The organism is Allobosea sp. RIT-PG3_2 (genome assembly GCF_057321085.1).
Window position 1 is genome coordinate 209,029 of sequence record NZ_JBXWCA010000009.1, and the last position, 21,460, is coordinate 230,488.

Here is a 21,460-nt window from a genome sequence, read left to right on the forward strand (position 1 = left end):
GCCGATGACCTTTTCCCTCGTCGCCCGATGCGCACGGACCGGCATGTTCGGCGTCGCGGTCTCGTCTTCCTCGCCTGCGGTCGCCGCGCGCTGCTCCTATGCACGCGCCGGGGTTGGAGCGGTGGCCTCGCAGAACGTCACGGACCCGACCCTGGGTCCCCTGGCGCTCGACCTGATGGAAGAAGGCCGGAGCGCGGCGGAAGCCATCGCCGAGATCCGGAAACGCGGCCGGTTCATCGAATACCGGCAGGTGCTGGCGGTCGACCGGAACGGGATGACGGCGATCCATTCCGGCCCCCGATCGCTGGGCATCTGGACGTCGGCGCAGGCCGAGAACGTCGCCTCGGGCGGCAATCTCCTGGCCAATGACGGCGTTCCGCAGGCGATCGTCGACGGCTTCCTCGCAAGCTCCTGCCATCTGGGCGACCGGCTGATAGCCGCCATGCGCACAGGCCTCGCGGCGGGCGGCGAGGCCGGGCCGGTCCGTTCGGCGGGGCTCAAAATCGTCGACAAGCTCAGCTGGCCGATCGCCGATCTGCGCTGCGACTGGACGGAAGACTGCCCCATCGAGACGGTTGCGAAGGCCTGGGAGGTCTACAAGCCGCAGATCGAGGCCTATATTCAGCGCGCGCTCGATCCGCGGGAGGCGCCGTCCTACGGCGTACCGGGCGACGAGTGAGCGGCCTTCCGGCGGCTCAGCCGTCGATCCGGGTGCGCTCGGTCATGGCCGGCGCGATCATCCCCGGAATGTACGAGCGCGAGATACGGGCTTGGCAATAGGCCTGGAACGCTTCGACGAGCTTCGACTTCGCCAAGCTGCGCAGCGTCGCAACTCCGATCGTCATCGGGCGGTGCTCCCCGGCGAGCCGGATCGAGACCAGCCTCCGGCCATCGAGCGCTTGGTCCGATCGCGGGCGGACGTTGAATAGCCCGTAGCCGGCGCCGTTGGCGACCATCGCGCGGACGACATCCGGATGCGCCGAGCGGGCAGCGATCGTCGGCGTGATCCCCTTGGCCATGAACAGCGCGAAAAAATACTCCCGGCTCAGGGGCAGATCGAGCAGCACCAGCGGCTGATCCGCAAGCTCTTCCAGCGTCATGGCGCTCTGCCGCGCGAGAGGGTGCGTTTCGGCGACGACGATGTAGGGCGGCAGGCTGACGAGCTGCGAGAACGCGATGTCCTCCGGAATCTGGAGGTCATAGGTCAGGGCGAGGTCGGTCTCCGACCGCCGCAGCCCCCGGAGCAGGTCTTCCTGATGGCCCTCGACATGGCGGATCGTCGTATCGGGAAAGGCCGAGACGAAGCCCTGGGACAATTCCGGGACCAGCATGGGAGCCAGCGTCACCATGCAGCCGAGAGACAGCGTGCCGCGCACCAGGCCGCTGGTCTCGTCGGCGACGGTGTAGAGGCTCTCCGCCTGCGCGACCACGCGCTTGGCCTCGGCGAGAAGCGCACGTCCGACAGGGGTGAGCGACAGGCCCTGGGCATGGTGGCGGACGAAGAGCTGCGCTTTCAGCTCGCGCTCGAGATGCAAGATCGCCGTCGAGATCGAGGGTTGAGAAATATGGACGAGTTCAGAGGCCAGAGTGATGCTGCCCGTTTCGCCGGCTGCGATGAAATATTCCAACTGACGTAGCGAAAAGCGCATGGCGGCACATAGAGCATGAGTAGCGCCGTTGGCAAAGCACGGCGGCGCAGGTGGCGGACGGCAAGCGAGCATCTCGTCCAGCCGGCCGCACAACGAGATAGCGGCAGAGGCGCCGTCCTTCGGAGACGAAGCCGATGCCGAGCCCGCTCAACGCCTCGGTGGGCAGGATCGAGAGGTCCCGGCCCATGATCTGGCCAACATCGCGGTCTGCTTGACGAGCCCAGTTCGCGATGGGCACGCGGTCGGCTCGAACTCCCGCGACAGCTCCCCAGACGTCCGCCGGATCGGACCAGCTCAACCATCTATCACCGGAACTCCGGCGGACAGGCAGTTCGAAAACGCGGCTGCGGACACTCCAGAGAGTGACCCAAGGGTGGGCCACTAACACCCGTCGCTGAAACGGGCGAGACGCGCCACTTTCGGACACTGGCTCGCAGCCCGAAACCTGACATTCCTCATCGACAGGACGAGCCCTTTCACCATTTTTGACTTTCAGCACACAGTTGCGATGCGATATCATCGCAAACATGCAATCTCAGCGCCACGGTACCTCGAACGCGGCGATGGGATGCATGAAGCCTTTCAAGGCTTTATCACCAAGTGAAATGAGGCTGAATCGATTCGGAACCAATTCGGATACTGTCCCCGACACGACAATGGTGTCGGGTTCTGCTATCTGACATAGGCGAGCCGCCGTTTGAACTGTCGCACCGAACAAGTCATTGCTGTCGGCTACGGGTTCGCCCGCGTCTAACCCGATCCGCACCCGCAACTTCTCCTTGCTCGCGAGATTGAAGGCATCAAAGGCCTGCTGAATTGTACGGGCGCAATCCACGGCTACAGCGGCCTCATCGAAAGAAGCCATAATCCCGTCCCCGGTGTGCTTGACCTCGCGCCCCCCTTTGTCCTTCAGCGCGCGGCGTACCAAGGAATCGTGGGCCCTGGTCATCTCAACTGCCTGGAGGTCACCTAATCTCGCGGTCATGCCGGTCGAGTCGACTATGTCGGTGAACATTATGACTCGTAGGGCCGGATCAAACATCGCGTGGGGGCTATCCCCCTTCGGAGGTGGGTCCGAGACGCGACCAAGGAAGGCTTCGACTGCAGAAATATCTACCTCGATTATATCTTTGGCTAAATCTCCGTGGGCCTCGTCATGCACCCGCATTGCTGCACGGATGTCAGGTGCATCGATGAGGCAGAAGCCTGTACCCCGTGCTTCGTCGAACCAGTACGTCAGGAACCGTACGCCATAGCGCTCCTGCACTTCCAAGTCCTTGCGATGAGCCTCGGCGATATCGGCGGCGGAGAGACCTCGCAAGTCATGCCGATCAAGAAAAATGGGCATTTTTCTCTCCGTTTCCACACCCGGCCAAAGGTTAGAACTGGACCAGCTGCCTCATTAATACACAAAAGCCGAGCGAGGGGCTCTTTCTTGTGTTGTTCGGCGATATCGGGCAGCTCTCGATCGCCGGCTCCGAGTTTTCCGCTGACGAGTGCGACTATCCTGATACGAAGCTCGGCGGATATGAACTCGGCTCTCCCCATATGTCCGCTAGCCACCCGGCCCAGTCGTTAGCCTCTGGTGGCAAGGATCGAGGCGGAATGCGCCATTTGCAGACGTTCAACCCACTGCGTAAAGCAGACATCGAGCCGCCGTCGCGGGAACCGCAGCAGGCTATCGGAGCTTGGCGAGCGTTGACAGGGCATTGAACATCGCCGAGTACGCGCCGCGAGGTAACGGCCTCGATCCCAAAACGGGATTAGCAATGTCCGGGAACGGCCCGGCCCTTACTTTTGGCGTTGGCTATGGCGACTTCCACGACATCAGGTACGGCGGCGCTGTTTCGCTGGTATGTATCGTCCGCGACATTCGCTGTACCTCAGGCGGCGGGACCGGTCGCGTTCGCCCTCGTCGCGCTGGCGCTGACGGGCGACACAAGCGGCGGCGCGGCGATGATCCTCGCCTTCACGCTGGCCCAGGTGTTGGGCGCGATCCCCCTCACGAGGGCGGGTCGGAGCCTCGCCCCAACAACGTATTTGCGAGCGCTCGTTCTGTTCCGGGCTGTCGCGCTCGGGACCGTGGCCTTGATGACGCATTACGCTGCGCCCTTCATCTGGCTGGTCGCATTCTCGGCTCTGGCAGGAGCGGTGACAGGCGCGGCCTTCGGATATCTGCGAGCCGTGCTGAGCGAGCTTGCTCCGGCAGGTAAATTGCCCCGGGCGCTGGGCATTTCTTCGACGCTGAACGAGGTGACGTTCGTTCTCGCACCGGTGCTCGCCTCCGGGCTCGGCACGGTTTCTCCCGCGTTTGCCGTCGTCGCTTTGTCCTGCTTGGGCGCCATTCCCGCTTTGCTCGTTCCAACCGCCCCATCGGCGCCGACCGAAGACGTGCACGCGCCGGACGCCTCCGTCCTTACGCCGTCGATCCTGCTCTGGCTGATGTGCGCTGCGGCGGGCGGCTCGACAGTGGCAGCTCTGGAGATCGGCGCGGTCGGGCTTGCCCTGCAATTTGGCTATGCCCCGGCTCTTGCAATCCTGTTCACCGTCCCGCTTTGCGTCGCGTCGGTGGCCGGCGGCATCTGGGTCAGCGTCAGAAATCGCATCGCGAGCCGGCGTGCCGTCCTGATCCAGCTGACGGTCATGACGGTTGGCGCCATCGTCGTCGCACTTCAGCTATCAATGGCGGTGACCGTGGCGGGGGCTATCCTGGTCGGTGCAGTGCTCGCGCCGTTGGGAACCTACTACTCGCTGATCCTCGACACGCTTGCTCCGCCAAAAAAGCGGCCCGAGGTCTTCGCGCTGCTCCGCACCGCCAACGCGACCGGTGTCATCATCGCCAGCGCGGTCATGACCGCAGTCTCGCTGTCGACGGCGTTGATCGTCGTGAGCTGCCTGATGGCTTCTGTCGTCATCGTCGTCGGCCTCGCTTCAAGGCCACCGATGTCGGTTACGCCCCCGGCCGCTTAGCCAAGGCCAGTCCGACCCAAGGCAACCATCCTTCATCACCAAGCCAGCATGAGGGCGGCTGAGCCGACGACCAGCCAGCTGCGCGAGCATCTACAGTCAGCGCGGCCATTCTTGCCCCGCATCATGTGCGGGTGCTGATGGAACACTGCTGCGCCGTACGGCGCCTCTTCGCGAAAACGGCAGAAGCATGGAGACACGCTCGCGGTAACGCCGGTAGTCGTCGCCGAAGAGCGCAATCAGATCACGCTCCTCCAGCATGATGCCGATCAGGATGTAGGCGGTCGTGACTGCCGCGAAGAGCAGATGACCCTGGCTCATGACGGGCGTCGCCCAAAAGGCAATGATGAATCCGAGGTAGATCGGATGCCGAACAAGCTTGTAGAGGCCCGGCGTGCGGAACTCGGCAGCGGGCATGCCGCGCCCGGAGAACCGCATGAACACCTGCTTCAGCCCGAACAACTCGAAATGGCTGATCATGAAGGTCGAAAGCAGTACGAGCAGCCAGCCGAACAAGGACAGCGCGGTGAGAGCGGCCGACAGCCTCGTATCCGTCACGCTCCAAACGAGTTGCGGCAAAGGCCGCCACTGCCACATCAAGAGCGCAAGGGCAGCCGTCGCGAGCAGGACATAGGTTGGCCGCTCAAGCGCTGGATCGATCCAACCGCCCCACCGGCGCTTGAACCAAGGGCGAGCCATTACGCTATGCTGGATCGCGAAAAGCGACAGCAATGCGAGGTTAATGACGACAGCCTGCACGATCGGCGTAGCCGGTCCGTCATCGATCCCCTTCGGCACGAAAAGTGCGCCGACGAAGCCGACCGCATAGACAAAGGTTGCGAAGAAGAAAGCGTATGACAGAAGGCCATAGAGCAGGATGGTGGCCTTGCGCATGGCGGGGTCCCCCGGTCGGTTGCGATGAATGGCGTTGTTGGCCTGCGTCGCGGCAAGGTGTGGTCGAAGTCTTGGATACGCCACAATTGCCGATCGAACTCGGAGCTGCGTCATCTGCAATGTTTAGTCTTCAGGTTTGCGCCAGCGCGTGCGCTTCCGAAGTCAATCTTGCGGCGAAAATTGATCCCGAAACGATGTATTCTCTTTGTCCATCAGGCTTAAAGCGTATGACGCTGCCATCTTCTCTTAGAAGATAAGCCGATAGCCCAACGCTCCGCATTTGTTGAATGGTATTGCGATGGAATAGCGCAAGTTTGTGATCGAAAGTGGGGGGCATGCGGCACGCTCCGGGGTTCAATCCAGCGCTATGGATACGCACCTCGGGGGAAATGAATGTGATGTGGGTCACACATCCAGCGGTGACGCCGTATGAGCTGTTCGGCGCGCTGAAAGACCGGCCGCAACCGAAAAGGAACGTTCTTGGCGGAACAGCTCAGTATCAGCCGGGCGCCAGCGGACTCTGGGTCCTCGCCTGAAAGCGGGCCTTCACAGCAAACCTGAATCGGAGGCCTCAATCGGCGGAAGACCGACGATTTCGGTTCCGCCAGCGATTGAAACGCTCCAGTATCCCGACATAGTAGCGAGCTTCGGTTGAGAAAAGAGACCCTAGACGCGCCGTGTCTGTCAATGAGACAGAAGCGTATCCTCGCCTCTACTTCAGACCGTATTCGCAACAATTACCCGTTGGCGATAAGTCGTCGGAAAATGGCGTGTCATTGGGGAAGGTCGTTCCAATAGTCCCTCATTTCCTGCTGACGTTTTTGGTCTGGTGAAACTCTTCCGTCCCCATAGAGGGTCGCGGCGCCTCGGACCTGGGCCTCGGTGATGTCGGTGCGATAGCCCTCGAGCTCCTTGTCGTAGACGAGCTTTTCCCATGGGATCGTAACGTGGTGGCTGCCAATGCCGAGAAATCCTCCAAACGTCACATCGACGAAGAATACGCGACCACTGACCTTCTCAATCAACAAGCGCTTGATGGTGCCGATCTGATCGTACTTGCGGTCGAATACGGCGGTCCCTGCGACGCGATCACTTTCGATGAACAGGTGCGCTGCCGCTGGCCGCTCGACCGGCCCCCAGAGATAGAAGCCATTCTCGATGATGCCGGCCGCAACGACCGCCCTGCTGACTTTCGGGGTCCATTCCGCGTCGGGTCGGATCTCCCGCACGAGGGTCCACGGCCCAAGATCCTGAGGCAAGCTGGCGCCGGTGGGCTCCTCGGTGAAGCCGCGTAGGTCACGGGAGTTCACCGCTTGGAACAAGCAGTAGGTTCTCATGAGCGCCTCCCTCTACTGAAACACAGCCTGGTGGGCTGGTGCGCCATCCGGCTGCGGCATCCATGGTGACCGAGCCTCCAGACCGCCCGTCATGAACCGGCCACGAAGAACGCCAGCCGGGTGAAGAGCGTGTAGTTCGATTCGAAGACCATGATTCCGACGAAGACCAACAAAACCAGCGGCGGGACGAGGATCGCATAGCTCAGCGCCAGTCGCTCCCAGGCCATGTGCATGAAGACGGCGACGATCAGCCCGGCCTTGAGCGCCATGAAGATCAGGATCAGCGACCATCTGAGATAGCCGACGAGACCGAAGTAATCGACCAGGTAAGAGCAGGCGCTGAGGATGAAAAGCCAGGCCCAGACCACGAGATAAAGCCTGATCGGATGCTGTTGTGCGTCGGTATGAGCTGCGGCCTGTGCCATGTCGACCACTCACCAGAGATAGAACAGCGCGAAGATGAACACCCAGACGAGATCGACGAAGTGCCAATAGAGCCCGGTGATCTCGACGATCTCGTAGCGTCCCTTCCGGCTGGTGAAGAACCCGCACCGCTCCTGGTCGAAATCGCCGCGCCAGACCTTACGGGCGATGATGATCAGGAAGATCACGCCGATCGTGACATGGGTGCCGTGGAAGCCGGTGATCATGAAGAAGCTGGAGCCGAACTGCTCCGCGCCCCAGGGATTACCCCAGGGGCGGACGCCTTCCGAGATCAGCTTCGACCATTCGAAGGCCTGCATGCCGACGAAGGTCGCGCCGAGCACGGCGGTCACCAGCATCAGGATCGCCGTCTTCCTACGGTCGCGGCGATAGCCGAAATTGACCGCCATCGCCATCGTGCCGCTACTACTGATCAGGACGAAGGTCATGATCGCGATCAGGATCAGCGGAAGGTGGTGGCCGGCGATCTCAAGAGCGAAGACCTCGCTCGGATTGGGCCAGGGCACGGTCGTCGACATCCTCACTGTCATGTAGGAGATGAGGAACGTGCCGAAGATGAAGGTGTCGCTGAGCAGGAAGATCCACATCATGGCCTTCCCCCATGAGACGTTCTTGAAGGCCCGCTGATCGGACGACCAGTCCGCCACGATGCCCTGCCAGCCGGGGGCGCGACCGACCTTGGCATTCAGGGTGGTGGGCGCGACCTCATTCATCGGCCTCTCCTCGCTAACTCAGCAATCCGCGGCAGATCTCGATGAGATCGTCCGTCCAGCGCATCAGCAGGCTGAACAGGACGAGCCAGACCAGCAGCAGGAAATGCCAGTAGATGGCACAGAGCTCGACGCTGAGGGTCAGCTCGCCCATCGTCTTCGGGGCGATGTCCTTCGGTGCGGCGAACACTCCGGCGGAAGTCCGGCAAAGCGCCACGAGCCCGCCCAGCATATGCGCGCCATGAATCGCCGTGACCAGGTAGAAGAAGGCGCTGGCGGGGTTGGCCGCCGTGAAATAGCCGGAGGCGGCAAGCTCGCGCCACGCCAGCACCTGAGCGGCAAGGAAGGCGAGCGAGCACACGCCCGCGGCAACGAGGCTGGAGCGAAGATGGCCGAGCTCGTCGCAGCGCGCGGCGATCACCGCCATGTAAAGCGCGACGCTCGCGAGGATCAGAAGTCCGGTGCTGAACCAGAGCACGGTCGGCATCGGCAGCGCGCGCCAATCCGCCATGCCCATGCGCATCGAGTAGGCGCTCACGAGCAGCGCAAAAAGCGAGCTGGCGACGACGAGGAAGGCGCCGAGGCCGAGCTTCGCCGTCGCCGGCGAAGACGGCTCCGCGGCATCGCCGATAACTCCGACCTCGAGCCAGGGCTTGGAAGCCAGGCGTTGACGCGAGAGCCACCAGCCAGCGAAGGCTGCCACGATGACCATGAAGACGAGGACCACGCCCATCGCGCCTCTCCTCACGCGGTCAGCGGGGTCGGCGGCTGGTTCTGCGGCAGGAAATCCTGCGCGGCGCCAGGCACGCTGTAATCATAGGCCCAGCGGTAGACCACCGGCAGGGTCTTGCCCCAATTGCCGTGCGGCGGCGGCGTCGTCGGCGTCTGCCATTCGAGCGTGGTCGCGCGCCAGGGATTGCCGCCGGCCGGCCGGCCGTGCCTGACGCTCCAGACGAGGTTGAACAGGAAGACGAGCTGGGCGGCGCCGACGATCAGGGCGACGATCGTGATGAAGGCGTTCAGCGTCCCCACCGAAGGCGGGATGAAGGCCATCTCGCCGATCTCGTGATAGCGGCGCGGCACGCCCATCAGCCCGATATAGTGCATCGGGAAGAAAATCAGGTAGGCCCCGAGGAAGGTGATCCAGAAATGCAGCTTCCCGAGCGCGTCATCGAGCATCCGCCCGGTGACCTTCGGATACCAATGGTAGATCGCGCCGAAGATCACGAGGATCGGCGCGACGCCCATCACCATGTGGAAATGGGCGACGACGAACATCGTATCGGAGAGCGGCACGTCGACGACGACATTGCCGAGAAACAGGCCGGTGAGCCCGCCATTGACGAAGGTGACGATGAAGCCGAGGGCGAACAGCATCGGCACTGTGAAATGGATGTCGCCGCGCCAGAGCGTCAGCACCCAGTTATAGACCTTGATCGCGGTCGGGATCGCAATGATCAGTGTCGTGGTGGCGAAGAAGAACCCGAAGGCGGGGTGCATCCCGCTGACGTACATGTGGTGCGCCCAGACGACGAAGCTGAGCGCGCCGATTGCCACTAGCGCCCACACCATCATGCGGTAGCCGAAGATGTTCTTGCGCGCATGGGTGCTGATCAGATCGGAGACGATGCCGAAGGCCGGCAGCGCGACGATGTAGACCTCCGGATGCCCGAAGAACCAGAACAGGTGCTGGAACAGGATCGGGCTGCCGCCCTTATAAGCCAGCCGCTCGCCCATCGCGACGATGGCCGGCATGAAGAAGCTCGTGCCGATCAGCCGGTCGAGCAGCATCATCACGGCGCCGACGAAGAGTGCGGGAAAGGCGAGCAGCGCCATGACGGTCGCCGTGAAGATGCCCCAGATCGTCAGTGGCATGCGCATCAGCGTCATGCCCCGGGCGCGCCCTTGCAGGATGGTCACGACATAGTTCAGCCCGCCCATCGTGAAACCGATGATGAAGAGGATGAGCGAGACGAGCAACACGACGATGCCCCATTGCTGGCCGGGCGTGTTGGCCAGGATCGCTTGCGGCGGATAGAGGGTCCATCCCGCGCCAGTCGGGCCGCCCGGCACGAAGAAGCCGGTGACGAGAACCAGCACGGCGAGCAGGTAGATCCAGAAGCTCAGCATGTTCAAATAGGGGAACACCATGTCCCGCGCGCCGAGCATCAGCGGAATGAGATAGTTGCCGAAGCCGCCGAGGAACAGGGCGGTCAGCAAGTAGATCACCATGATCATCCCATGCATGGTGATGAACTGGTAGTAGCGATCCGGGTCGATGAAAGAGAATGTCCCCGGGAAGCCGAGCTGCAGCCGCATCAGCCAGGACAGGACCAGGGCGACAAGGCCGATCGACAGTGCCACCATGGAATATTGGATGGCGATGATCTTCGCATCCTGCGAGAAGACGTACTTCGTCATCCAGCTATGCGGGTGATAGAGTTCGACATCGTCGACTTCGGCCGCCGGTAGCGGTTCAGGGGCGCCGTGCATTACGTCGACCATCGGACCATCTCCACTCCTCGCGGGGGCGAAGTCCCGTTCCGGGGTTCGCCCCGCATCTAGCCCTAGTTCTTCGCCTCCGCCCTGGCGGGCGCCTGAAGCTGGGCGAAGGTTTTCTGCTGCTGCAGCCAAGTCTGGTACTTGCCCTCCAGCTCGACCACGACATTGCCGCGCATGAAGGTGTGGCCGGTGCCGCAGAGCTCGGCGCAAAGCACGTCGAAAGTGCCGGCCAGCGTCGGCGTGAACCAGTAATAGGTGACGCTGCCTGGGATCATGTCCATCTTGGCGCGGAACTCCGGCACGTAGAAATCGTGCACGACATCCACCGCGCGCAGCAGCATCTTCACCGGCTTGCCGAGCTGGAGATGGAGGTTGTCACCCTGGATGACGACGTCGTCCTGCCCGTGCGGGTCTTTCGGATCGACGCCCAGCGGGTTCTCCGGGGTGATATGGGCGACATCGGAGGCGCCGAGTTTGCCATCGGCGCCCGGCAGCCGGTAGGCCCATTGCCACTGCTGGCCGATGACCTCGACCATGGTGGCGTCCTTCGGAACCGTGACGAACTGGTGCCAGACGATGAGGCCGGGCGCGAGCATGGCGGCGACGCCGACGCCGGTGCCGATCGCGAGCCACCATTCGAGCCTCTTGTTCTCGGGCTCATAGGCGGCGCGGCTGCCCTCGCGGTGGCGAAAGCGGAAGGTGCAATAGGCCATGAACAGCACGACAGCCGCAAAGACGGCGCCGGTAATCCAGAACGTGATGATGATGGTATCGTCGATATAGCCCCAGTTGGAGGCGATCGGCGTCCACCACCACGGACTCAGGAAGTGGAACACCACTGAGCCGATCACGACCAGAGCTAGGACGACCGCGATACCCATCCCTTTTCATCCTTGCCGAGGGCGGCAACGAACAGGAATCAGGCAATGCCGCAGCATGAGTAACGCGCCGCGGCGCTACGTAAACGCGCTCACTTTCGACATGAGAACGGTGTTGCGGCCCGAGGTGAATCGGGCCGTCAGCTTAAAACGGACGAGGACAACAACATTAGGGAAGGCACATGACTGCCGTGGGGCGCGGGCTCGAGCGAACGCACCGTCGGGCTGCAAGTTTTGCTTCCTGTTCGCCATCACCGAACCTATGGTTCGCTTGGACGACCACGCGTCGCATCTGACGCATAAGCTCTCAGCCAGGCCGCAGGACACTCAAGCCTCCAGCCCATAGTCGCCTCATGTTGTCGTCCTGCTCGCGGGAGTTGTCAATCGATCCGATATCGCAGCCCGGAGTCGTCACGGCTGCTTCAAGCGCCGATAAGGCTATTTTTTCTTTCCGTCAGCGTCAAATTGCTTGAGGAAGGCAACGATGTCGTCGATTTCCTGATCGGTTTTTAGGCCCGGGAACACCATCTTGGTGCTTGGGATCTTTACCTGCGGCGCCTTGATGTAATCCCGGAACGTGGGCTCGTCCCACACGATGCCGGAGCTCTTATTGGCGGCCGAATAACTGTAGCCCTCGATCGATCCCGCCGGCCGACCGAGGAGGCCGTTCAATCTCGGCCCGACGGCGTTCTTCGCCGTTTCCCCGATCTGGTGGCAGGCACGGCATTTTTGAAAGACCTTCTCACCCGCGGCGGGCTCGCCGGCCGCCTTGGCTGGATGGGACAGGGCCGCAAGCATCAACGAGGCCATCAAGGTCGAGCGCAGCATCGAAGGTTCTCCCTCGAATTCGGAAGCGACCTTTCCGCCGGGCGGGCGGTCAAGCCGCACAACCTTTCGCAATATGTCTACATCATTGCCGGCCTGCCTCCAATCCAAGGTGCCCGACAGCAGACGCTCCCAGAGTCCGAAATGGGGCCAATTTCGTTCGCCGCCCCAACGGGCGGCGAACGTGCGCAACACGTCCGTAGCCTCGCTCGGTCAGCCGGCTGCTATCAGGAAGGAACACCGTAGCCATCGTCCACATCAGAGGGTGGCGCCATAGGCTACAAAGTATTTTCCGAGTTTATGTAGGCAATTAGGGCGAGCTTTTGAAGCGCGAGATCATGCCTCTGGAACGCCAGGGCCGCCGTCGCTGCGATGCTGGGGTCTTCGCGCCGTCGGCCCTAGCTTCGTCGGCACTCAGACGGTACAGCGGCGCGATCAATCCGCTATCCCTTTTCGTTGCGACAAAACTCGATCGGAAAGCGCTCGCACCTCAGGCAAATGTGGGCGGCGCACCGGGCACTTCAACATATGCTGTTGGGAGCCATGACCGGTCGTCGACGTTCGGTTAGGTGCTATCCCTGCAACTCGCCGATGCCTTCTTGTCAGAATCAATTCACCACTCGGCGCGAGGCTGAGTGGTGAAGAGCAACTCTCCTAAACAAGGCCCCTGCAACTCCACCACCGCCTTCGGCTTGACGCCCCGCTTTCGGCCTTCTCGAAGTCGACCGACTCCTCCGACGGGATCACTCACTGCGAACCGGTCAGGCTGAAGGCGTTCCTCCGCTAACCCGGAACGCGATTGGGTTGCGCTCCTCGCGGAGCGATCCGGTAAGGGCCGCGATTTTGTCGAATGGCATCTGCAGGAAGACATGACGCCTCCGGAAGCGCTCATTCGGGCGGCGGCCGAATTGCTCGATGAACAATCGGCGGGGCCGGTTGAGCTCACATGATGTCGGAGCAGTCCAATGACAGGACGAGTATCGTGCGGCCCTCGCGCGCGGCGGCGCTAAGCGACGGACTTGAGGGGTCCGAAGGGGCCAGGAGTTCAGTCGTCTCACGTCAGAGATCCGCGACTGGGCTGACGCCCACAAGGGCGATACTTCTAGGCAAGATCGACAAGGATTGATAGATCGCGCCTCCTGGGCGCGGCTTCCAGCGGGATGCTGAGATCACCGTAGGCCTGATCGCGCTGCCCGGAGCGAGCTTCGTGACACAAGGCACGAGGCCCGCCACCAACGCCGCTCTGCTCGCGGCCGGGCTCAATGCCAGACTCGGTGAGCGGGTCACCCTTGGCGTCCGCCTCGACAGCGAGCTCTCCGCCAACACCAGACGCCTCGGCGGAAGCGCTCAGATCAGGATCAGCTTCTGAAGTTGGAAGCCGGTATTCACCTATGTTGCGTTTGCTTAGTCTGCTGAGCCCTGCAGTTGGCTGAGTTCCGCCTTCCGGCGGCCTTGGTACGTCGGCAACTGGCGCCCGCCTGTCTTGAGCCGAGCAGCTTGTGCTAAGAATGAATTGGTGGTCAGCGATCTCGAACAGCGACAAGGATTGTCCCTTGAGAAAGCGAAGTGGCACCATTCGGAAGCGTCGTCGGCTCCTCGCCAGAAACGCGAGGCAGATACTCGCTTGCTCGGCGTGACGTTATGGCTCTCAATCCCTCGTCTGCCCTTTCCCAACTCTTGAACGCCCCGGTGAAACCGGGGCAGGTTATTTGGATTGGCCTCCGGCCGCGCCGCCGAGAGCCAATGCTTCCTGTACAAAGCGCGGATCTTGATCTGGTGCAGGGTATCATTGGTGATCGCTACGTCCGGGCCGCAGGCGCGCGGCAAGTGACCTTGGTTCAGGCCGAACACCTCGCCGCGATCGCGAGCCACATCGGGCGCCCGCAAGTTTTTCCCGAGGATTTGCGGCGCAACGTCGTAACCTGCGGCATCAATCTGCTCGCTCTCAAGGAGAAGCGATTCAAGATCGGTTCCACTGTCTTGGAAACGACCGGAGAGTGTCATCCGTGCTCTCGCATGGAAGAAATCTTGGGGGTAGGCGGATACAATGCAGTGCGGGGACTCGGCGGCATCACAGCCCGCATTGTCGTAAGCGGAACCATCGGCGTCGGCGATGACGTAGCCTCGCTTCCAACCGCTGTCGCGGCCCATTTCCGCCGGTAGCTTACGAGTGCACACCAGATCACACCTATCCGAAGTGAGCACGTGGCTGCGGAAATGTATGTGCCACGTCGCTGCTAGGGTTCGAGAAAGGCTGCCAGTCTTCGGGCGTGCCGACGCACATGAGCTTGAGCTTCACCCCCGGGCACGACACGCCGCTGGTTGACTTGTCAGGACTGAGCGACGCGTCGGTTCGTGAAGGTCAGGAGGCAAGTTACCCTTTGATCAGCGATCGAAATGCGCAACGAAGCGCGCATCGGCCGGCGGCACACCAGCGGCGGCGGGTGGGGCTTTGCTCGCTACGAGGGTTAAAGTTCTGACGTAAAACCCCAGTCCGGGAGCTCCGCCGTGCTACTTTCCGAGCATAGGCATGCCCTTGTGCATTGGCGCGTTTTGGCCTCATGCTCCTGGTCAAGAGGGAACAGCAGATCATGTGCCGGCTCCAAGATGGCATTTGGTGCGGCAAACCGGATAGCGCATGGTTTCTGTTGAGCTGAAAGCCGTTTCGAAAACCTGGGGCGGCGCTGCGGCGGTCGACGAGGTCAGCTTCGCCGTGGAGGGCGGCAAGCTCGTCGCGCTGCTGGGGCCGTCCGGCTGTGGAAAGTCGACGACGCTACGCCTGATCGCCGGGCTAGAGGACACCAGCAGCGGCGCGATCATGATCGGCGGGCGCGATGTCACCTACGCCCAGCCATCGAAGCGCGGCATCGCGATGGTGTTCCAGAACTACGCGCTGTTTCCGCATCTGTCGGTCGCGGAGAACATCGCCTTCGGATTGCAGGTGCGGAAGGTCCCGCGCGCCGAGCGCGATGCGCGGCTGGCGCGGGCCGCCGATATTCTCGGGCTGGGTGGTCTGCTCGACCGCAAGCCTTCACAACTGTCGGGTGGGCAGCAGCAACGCGTCGCGCTCGGGCGCGCGATAGTCGCCGAGGCTCCCGTCTGCCTGATGGACGAGCCGCTTTCGAATCTGGATGCGCAGCTTCGGGTCGAGATGCGCCGCGAGATTCGCGAGCTCCAACAGCGGCTGGGGATCACCATGGTCTATGTCACGCATGACCAGGTCGAGGCGATGACCATGGCCGACCAGGTCGTGCTGATGCGCAACGGCCGCATCGAACAGGATGCGCCGCCCGACGAGATCTACGAGAATCCGGCGAGCATCTTCGTCGCGCGCTTCGTGGGAACGCCGCCGATGAATGTCGTGCCGCTGTCGGCCATTGTGGCGGCCGGTAGTGTGGGGCAGTTGACGCCGCCGCCGGGCCTCGACCCGGCCAAGCTTGCCGTCGGCATCCGCCCCGAGATGACCGAACTCGGCGACAGCGGCATCGCGGCCGATGTGGTCGCGGTGGAATATCTCGGTGCCGATACGCTGGTTGAAACCCGCATCGGCGGGCATGGCTTCATCGTCCGGCGCCCCGGCAAGGTGCGGACGAAGCCGGGCGAAAAGGTCTACATCACATTGTCACAATCGGGACTGCACTGGTTCGACCAGGCGTCCGAGCGCAAAGTGGTTCGGGGTTAGGACCTGCTTACAAGGGTCGGGCGCGAGCCATCTCACAGGGGAGGACTACAGAATGGACAGGCGTGAAGTGTTGGGCGGCGCTGCCGCGCTCGCGGGATCTCTGGCCCTGCCGGGCCTTGCCCTCGCGCAGCAGGCAACGGAGATCTCCTTTTTCTACCCGGTCGCGGTCGGCGGGCCGATCACCAAGCTGATCGATGCCTATGCCGCCGGCTTCGAGAAGGAAAATCCCTCGATCAAGGTCAAGCCGATCTATGCCGGCACCTATCAGGAGACCATCGTCAAGGCGCTGACCGCGCATAAGAGCGGCACCCCGCCGGTGCTCTCGGTGCTGCTCTCGACCGACATGTTCACGCTAATCGACGAAGAGGCCATCGTGCCCTTCGACAGCTTCATCAAGAGCGACGACGACAAGAAGTGGCTCGGCTCATTCTTCCCCGGTTTCATGGAAAACAGCCAGTCCGGCGGCAAGACCTGGGGCATTCCGTTCCAGCGCTCGACGGTGGTGCTGTACTGGAACAAGGAGCTGTTCAAGGAGGCCGGGCTCGACCCCGACAAGCCCCCGAAGAACTGGGCCGAGCAGGTCGAATTCGCGCAGAAGCTGACCAAGCGCGACGCTGCCGGCAATGTCACGCAATGGGGCATCCAGATCCCGTCCTCAGGCTTCCCCTACTGGCTGTTCCAGGGCCTCTCGACGCAGGCCGGCGCGATCCTCGCCAATGCCGCCGGCGACAAGACCGACTTCGCCAATCCGGGTGTCGTCGAGGCGCTGCAATACTGGGTCGACCTCGCGCAGAAGTACAAGGTGCACCCGACCGGCATCGTCGAATGGGGCACCACGCCGAAGGACTTCTTCGAGAAGAAGGTCGCGATGATGTGGACCACCACCGGCAACCTGACCAATGTGCGCGCCAACGCCAAGTTTCCCTTCGGCGTCGGGCTGCTGCCGGCCGGCAAACGCTTCGGCAGTCCGACGGGCGGCGGCAATTTCTACCTGTCCAAGAAGGCCACGCCCGCCGAGCAGGAAGCCGCCGTCAAGTTCGTGCGCTGGATCACGACGCCGGAGCGCGCGGCCCAATGGAGCATCGAAACCGGCTATGTGGCGGTGACACCCGCCTCCTACGAGACGGAGGCGATGAAGAAATACGTCGCCGATTTCCCGCAGGCGCTGGTGGCGCGCGACCAACTGCCCAATGCCGTGGCCGAGCTCTCGACCCATGAGAACCAGCGCGTCACCAAGGCGCTGAACGATGGGTTGCAGGCGGTGCTGACCGGCACCAAGGCGCCGCAGAAGGCGATGGAGGACGCGCAGGCCGAGGCCGAGCGCATCCTGAAGCCGTATCGCTGAGGTCAAGACCTTTTGGCGATGAACAACCGCGCGACCGCCACGGTCCACGGCTGGCTGCTTTTGCTGCCTGCCATGGCCTGCCTTGTGCTCTTCACGCATTGGCCGGCGGTCGCGAGCCTGATCGAGAGCTTCCATTCGACAGCCAAGGCGCGCCGCCCGGCGCGCTTCGTCGGCCTCGACAACTACGAGCAGATGCTCGCCGACCCGATCTTCTGGAAGGCGATGTCGAACAATCTCTGGTTCGCGCTCGGCACGATTCCGGCCTCGATCGCGCTCGCACTGCTGATGGCGGTCTGGGTCAACGACAAGATCGTCGGGCGGACCTGGGTGCGAATGGCTTTCTTCACGCCGACGATCCTGCCGATGATCGCGGTGGCCAATATCTGGCTGTTCTTCTTCACCCCGCAATACGGGCTGCTGGAACAGATCGTCGGATTCTTCGGCGGGCGCAACACCAACTGGCTGGGTTCCCAGGACACGGCGCTTTCCGCCATCACCATAGTGGCGATCTGGAAGGAAGCCGGCTTCTTCATGATCTTCTACCTCGCGGCGCTCCAGGCCCTGCCGCCGAGCCTGGGCGAGGCGGCCGCGATTGAGGGCGCCTCGCGCTGGACTTACTTTCGGCGGATCCAGTTCCCGCTGCTGATGCCGACGACGCTGTTCGTGCTGATCAACGCCGTGATCAACGCCTTCCGCATGGTCGACCATATCTTCGTCATGACGCGCGGCGGGCCCGACAACGCGACCACGCTTTTGCTGTTCTACATCTATCAGGTCGGCTTCAGCTTCTGGGATACGGCCTATGCGGCGACGCTGACCTGTGTGCTGCTGGCGCTGCTCGCGCTCGTCGCCTTCGCCCAATACGGCATCCTCGAGCGCAGGACGCATTATCGATGAGCGCTCCCGTCGCGCAGCCGGCCGCGCATGCGGCGCGCACCGACCCCTACGCTCCGAAGGGTCTCTCGCTGACGCTGGAATCGACCGGGGCGATCCTGCTCGCGCTGCTCTGGGTCCTGCCGCTGGCCTATGCAGTCTGGGCCGCCTTCCACCCGGCCGAATATACGACGCGCTTCGTTCTCACCGCGCCGCTGACGCTGGACAATTTCGCCCGCGCCTGGGCGGCGGCGCCCTTCGCCCGCTATTTCCTCAACACCTTCATCCTGGTGACGATGATCCTCGCCTTCCAGCTTGTGCTGGGGACGCTCGCGGCTTATGCGCTAGCGCGGCAGGATTTCTGGGGGCGCGACGTTGCCTTCGCGCTGATCCTGGCCCAGCTGATGATCATGCCGGATGCGCTGATCGTCGAGAACTACCGCACGCTCGCCAAAGTCAACCTGATCGACACCATTCCCGCGATCGCGCTGCCCTACATCGCCTCGGCCTTCGGCATCTTTCTGCTCAGGCAGACGTTCAAGACCGTACCCAAGGAGCTCGACGATGCCGCTCGCGTCGAGGGCGCGAGCCCGCTGCAGGTGCTGATCAAGGTCTATGTTCCGCTCGCGAAGCCGACCTATATCGCCTATGGGCTGGTCTCGGTCAGCTACCACTGGAACAACTTCCTCTGGCCGCTGCTGGTCACGAATTCGGTCGAATCACGGCCGCTGACCGTCGGCCTGCAAGTGTTCTCGTCAAGCGATCAGGGCATCGACTGGGCGGTGATCTGCGCTGCGACCCTGATGACCTCGGCGCCTCTGCTCGTCGGCTTCCTGCTGTTCCAGCGTCAGTTCGTGCAGAGCTTTATGCGCGCAGGGATCAAATAAGGCATCGGGCGAAGCTGATCAGATGAAGTTGATCACCTGGAACATCCAATGGGCGCGGGGGACGGACGATGTCGTCGATCCGCGCCGGATCATCGAACACGCCCGCGCGATGGCGGATTTCGACGTGCTCTGCCTACAGGAGGTCGCGGCCAATTTCCCCGATCTCGATGGCAACGATACGACGGACCAGTTCGCGCTGTTTTCGCAACTCCTGCCGGGCTTCACTGCGATCGAGGGCATCGGGGTTGATGTCGATGACGGCAAGGGCGGGCGCAAGCGCTTCGGCAACCTGATCCTGAGTCGCTACCCCGTCGCGCAGGCACTGCGCCACCTCCTGCCCTGGGAGGCGGCGGCGACGAGCAACATGCCGCGCGTGCTGGTCGAGGCGGTCGTCGTGGCGCCGTTCGGGTCGGTGCGGGTGATGACGACGCATCTCGAATATTCCTCGCCTGCGCTGCGCGCGGCACAGGTCGAGGGCATCCGCGAGGCTCATCGCATGGCGGCAGCCCGTGCACGCACGCCGCGAGCGCCTGGGCAGCACACCTATGCGCCGACGCCGAACACGGCGAGCGCGATCCTGACCGGCGATCTCAACATGCGGCCCGACGATCCGTCACTGGCGCGGCTGATGGCCCCCTTCGATAGCGAAACGCCAACGCTTGCCGATCTCTGGCCGGCGCTGATGGGGGAGGCCCCGCCGCCGCCTACCGCCTTCATCGTCGACCAGACCTTTGGTCCGCCGGGCTGCCTCGACTATGTGCTGGCGACGCCCGAACTGGCCGCCCGAGCCCGCAGCATCGTCTGCGACGTCGAGACGCGCGCCTCGGATCATCAGCCGATCCTGGTCGCGTTCGATGCCGGCTGAGCGCGGGCAGGCGGTACTGTGATGATCTTCACGCGGCAGGACCACGACAGGCTCGACAGCATTCTCATTGAGGCCGCGCGCCGCGAGGTCATGCCGCGCTTCCGCAAGCTGGCGCAGGGGGATGTCCGCGCAAAGTCCGCGCCAGGCGATCGCGTGACGGAAGCCGACGAAGCGGCGGAGCGCTTCATCTATGCCGAGCTCGAGCGGGCGTTTCCCGGCGCGCTGCTGGTCGGCGAGGAGGCGGCGACGCGTGATCCGGCGGTGCTGAGCCAATTGGCGGATGCTGAGCTCGCCTTCGTAATCGATCCGATCGACGGCACGCTGAACTATGCCTCCGACTTGCCGCTTTTCGCCGTCATGGCAGCCGCCACCGTCAAGGGCGAAACCGTGGCGGCTGTGATCCACGACCCCATCCTCGCCGACAGCGCGCTCGCCCTGCGGGGGGAAGGTGCCTGGCTGCGCGGATGTGGTGGCGAAGCTCGCGACCTGCGCGTCGGCAAGGCGGCAACGCCAGCGGCGATGAGCGGCATGGTGAGCTGGCAGTATTTTCCCGAACTGCTACGGAACGCGCTTCCCGGGCGATTCCCGGCTTTCGCGAATGTCTCGTCGCTGCGTTGCTGCGGGCATGAATACCGGCTCGCGGCCGGAGGGCGTTGCGATTTCCTGCTCTACGGTGTCCTGAATCCCTGGGATCACGCGCCGGGCGCCCTGCTTTTCAGCGAGGCCGGAGGGCATGCCCGGATGCTTGACGGCAGCGTGTATCGCGCGGGACGGCCATCCACCGGCTTGCTCTGCGCGCCCGATGCAGAGAGCTGGCGCCAGATCAGGGCCATCCTGGCCGCCTGACCGGCACGCAGGGCTGCGATGCTGCCGCAGACATCCGGGATTTCGAAAGATCGACCGTGAGCCCAAGCTTCGCGAGAAAGTTGGTGGGAGAGGGACTTTGATAATCGGCTTAAGCTACTGTAATTAAATCTTAAATTTGACTGATTATACGACAAGGCCATCACAACGGCAAACATCGATCCTTGCGTCGAGACAAGTAATCCATTCCTGAATTTGCGGATTCTTGTCTTGCCTGCTGCGTCGGCGCGGGCGCTTGGCAATCGCCGCACTGGTCGCATTCTTCGCAATCGATGCCCATGGTTGAGCAGAGCCGTTAGGCCGACCCGTTCCCAGAGAAGGCTCAGCGTGAACTCGCTTCTGATGGGCGACGACGTGCTCGACCGCAGGCCGCATCGCCGACTTGCCGGCATTGGCGCGCGCGACATGCTGCGGCATCGGCCGTCCGGGCGGTTGCGGCGATGGATTCGGCTGACCAGCATCTTCGCCGCAGAGCTTTTCTTCCCCTGTGATCGGTAGGCGCTGTCGGCCCGGACCTCGCAGGCGGTGTTCTGCGTCGCCACCAGGCGCGATAGCATCCGCCCATCGGCATGCGCTGCCGAGGTCACCGCGCTCTCCCGGATGAAGCCGAAACGACGGTGGATCGCGATATGGGTTTATAGCCGAAGGCTGGCAAGGCGATCTGCGCAAGGGCGTGCCGTCGGGCCGTACCAGATCTTGCCGCCGATCTTGAGCGTCCAGCGCGCATCGACGTCCTTT

21 protein-coding genes are annotated in these 21,460 nt (G+C 63.0%); 11 read left to right on the forward strand and 10 right to left on the reverse strand.

Annotation, left to right across the window (positions count from 1 at the left end):
• The first annotated feature begins 4 nt into the window (after window positions 1-4).
• Complete coding sequence (locus AC2FAN_RS22575) at window positions 5-679, forward strand: DUF1028 domain-containing protein (protein WP_485176411.1); 675 nt, start codon at window positions 5-7, stop codon at window positions 677-679.
• 16 nt (window positions 680-695) lie between these two features.
• On the opposite strand, the gene AC2FAN_RS22580 is transcribed toward AC2FAN_RS22575, so the two are convergent.
• Window positions 696-1,649 (reverse strand): LysR family transcriptional regulator, encoded by a 954-nt coding sequence (locus AC2FAN_RS22580; protein WP_485176412.1) that lies wholly within the window; start codon window positions 1,647-1,649, stop codon window positions 696-698.
• A gap of 535 nt (window positions 1,650-2,184) precedes the next feature.
• Window positions 2,185-2,997 (reverse strand): nickel-binding protein, encoded by an 813-nt coding sequence (locus AC2FAN_RS22585; RefSeq protein ID WP_485176413.1) that lies wholly within the window; start codon window positions 2,995-2,997, stop codon window positions 2,185-2,187.
• Between the two features lie 461 nt (window positions 2,998-3,458).
• On the opposite strand from AC2FAN_RS22585, the gene AC2FAN_RS22590 reads away from it, so the two are divergent.
• Window positions 3,459-4,619 carry an MFS transporter gene (locus AC2FAN_RS22590; RefSeq protein ID WP_265054412.1) on the forward strand — a complete coding sequence of 387 codons (1,161 nt, stop codon included), beginning with the start codon at window positions 3,459-3,461 and terminating at the stop codon, window positions 4,617-4,619.
• 96 nt (window positions 4,620-4,715) lie between these two features.
• Here the strand turns inward: AC2FAN_RS22590 and mddA are convergent, their stop codons facing one another.
• The 8 genes from mddA to AC2FAN_RS22630 all read right to left on the reverse strand — a co-directional run bounded on the left by mddA (window position 4,716) and on the right by AC2FAN_RS22630 (window position 12,209).
• Window positions 4,716-5,510, reverse strand: coding sequence for a methanethiol S-methyltransferase (gene mddA, locus AC2FAN_RS22595; protein WP_265054411.1), 795 nt, complete (start codon window positions 5,508-5,510; stop codon window positions 4,716-4,718).
• A 773-nt stretch (window positions 5,511-6,283) separates the two neighbouring features.
• On the reverse strand, window positions 6,284-6,847 hold the full coding sequence (locus tag AC2FAN_RS22600; RefSeq protein ID WP_485176414.1) for a PRC-barrel domain-containing protein: 564 nt from the start codon (window positions 6,845-6,847) through the stop codon (window positions 6,284-6,286).
• An 89-nt stretch (window positions 6,848-6,936) separates the two neighbouring features.
• Window positions 6,937-7,272, reverse strand: coding sequence for a cytochrome C oxidase subunit IV family protein (locus AC2FAN_RS22605; RefSeq protein WP_265054409.1), 336 nt, complete (start codon window positions 7,270-7,272; stop codon window positions 6,937-6,939).
• 9 nt (window positions 7,273-7,281) lie between these two features.
• Complete coding sequence (locus AC2FAN_RS22610; protein WP_476807368.1) at window positions 7,282-8,004, reverse strand: heme-copper oxidase subunit III family protein; 723 nt, start codon at window positions 8,002-8,004, stop codon at window positions 7,282-7,284.
• Window positions 8,005-8,017: 13 nt separating this feature from the next.
• A complete protein-coding gene (locus AC2FAN_RS22615; RefSeq protein WP_265054407.1) occupies window positions 8,018-8,734 on the reverse strand; it encodes a cytochrome c oxidase subunit 3 family protein in 717 nt (238 codons plus the stop codon).
• An 11-nt stretch (window positions 8,735-8,745) separates the two neighbouring features.
• Window positions 8,746-10,506 (reverse strand): cytochrome c oxidase subunit I, encoded by a 1,761-nt coding sequence (gene ctaD / locus AC2FAN_RS22620; RefSeq protein ID WP_485176415.1) that lies wholly within the window; start codon window positions 10,504-10,506, stop codon window positions 8,746-8,748.
• Between the two features lie 62 nt (window positions 10,507-10,568).
• The gene (locus AC2FAN_RS22625) at window positions 10,569-11,384 is read right to left on the reverse strand and encodes a cytochrome c oxidase subunit II (RefSeq protein WP_265054405.1); all 816 of its coding nucleotides are present in this window, start codon (window positions 11,382-11,384) and stop codon (window positions 10,569-10,571) included.
• 435 nt (window positions 11,385-11,819) lie between these two features.
• On the reverse strand, window positions 11,820-12,209 hold the full coding sequence (locus tag AC2FAN_RS22630; RefSeq protein WP_265054886.1) for a c-type cytochrome: 390 nt from the start codon (window positions 12,207-12,209) through the stop codon (window positions 11,820-11,822).
• 1,204 nt (window positions 12,210-13,413) lie between these two features.
• Between AC2FAN_RS22630 and AC2FAN_RS22635 the strand changes: the two genes are divergently transcribed.
• From AC2FAN_RS22635 to AC2FAN_RS22675, 9 genes are all read left to right on the forward strand, one after another.
• Window positions 13,414-13,575 (forward strand): hypothetical protein, encoded by a 162-nt coding sequence (locus AC2FAN_RS22635; RefSeq protein WP_320109567.1) that lies wholly within the window; start codon window positions 13,414-13,416, stop codon window positions 13,573-13,575.
• 374 nt (window positions 13,576-13,949) lie between these two features.
• Window positions 13,950-14,369, forward strand: coding sequence for an MOSC domain-containing protein (locus AC2FAN_RS22640; RefSeq protein ID WP_485176416.1), 420 nt, complete (start codon window positions 13,950-13,952; stop codon window positions 14,367-14,369).
• Window positions 14,370-14,844: 475 nt separating this feature from the next.
• Window positions 14,845-15,888 (forward strand): ABC transporter ATP-binding protein, encoded by a 1,044-nt coding sequence (locus AC2FAN_RS22645; protein WP_485176417.1) that lies wholly within the window; start codon window positions 14,845-14,847, stop codon window positions 15,886-15,888.
• A gap of 52 nt (window positions 15,889-15,940) precedes the next feature.
• On the forward strand, window positions 15,941-17,233 hold the full coding sequence (locus AC2FAN_RS22650) for an ABC transporter substrate-binding protein (protein ID WP_485176418.1): 1,293 nt from the start codon (window positions 15,941-15,943) through the stop codon (window positions 17,231-17,233).
• An 18-nt stretch (window positions 17,234-17,251) separates the two neighbouring features.
• Complete coding sequence (locus AC2FAN_RS22655) at window positions 17,252-18,130, forward strand: carbohydrate ABC transporter permease (protein ID WP_485176419.1); 879 nt, start codon at window positions 17,252-17,254, stop codon at window positions 18,128-18,130.
• Window positions 18,127-18,993, forward strand: coding sequence for a carbohydrate ABC transporter permease (locus tag AC2FAN_RS22660; protein WP_265054400.1), 867 nt, complete (start codon window positions 18,127-18,129; stop codon window positions 18,991-18,993). Before AC2FAN_RS22655 ends, AC2FAN_RS22660 begins: the two co-directional genes overlap by 4 nt.
• A 22-nt stretch (window positions 18,994-19,015) precedes the next feature.
• A complete protein-coding gene (locus AC2FAN_RS22665) occupies window positions 19,016-19,858 on the forward strand; it encodes an endonuclease/exonuclease/phosphatase family protein (RefSeq protein ID WP_485176420.1) in 843 nt (280 codons plus the stop codon).
• Between the two features lie 21 nt (window positions 19,859-19,879).
• Window positions 19,880-20,704, forward strand: a complete 825-nt coding sequence (locus tag AC2FAN_RS22670; RefSeq protein WP_485176421.1) for an inositol monophosphatase family protein — start codon at window positions 19,880-19,882, stop codon at window positions 20,702-20,704.
• Window positions 20,705-21,049: 345 nt separating this feature from the next.
• The gene (locus AC2FAN_RS22675) at window positions 21,050-21,220 is read left to right on the forward strand and encodes a hypothetical protein (protein ID WP_485176422.1); all 171 of its coding nucleotides are present in this window, start codon (window positions 21,050-21,052) and stop codon (window positions 21,218-21,220) included.
• The last annotated feature ends 240 nt before the right edge of the window (window positions 21,221-21,460 follow it).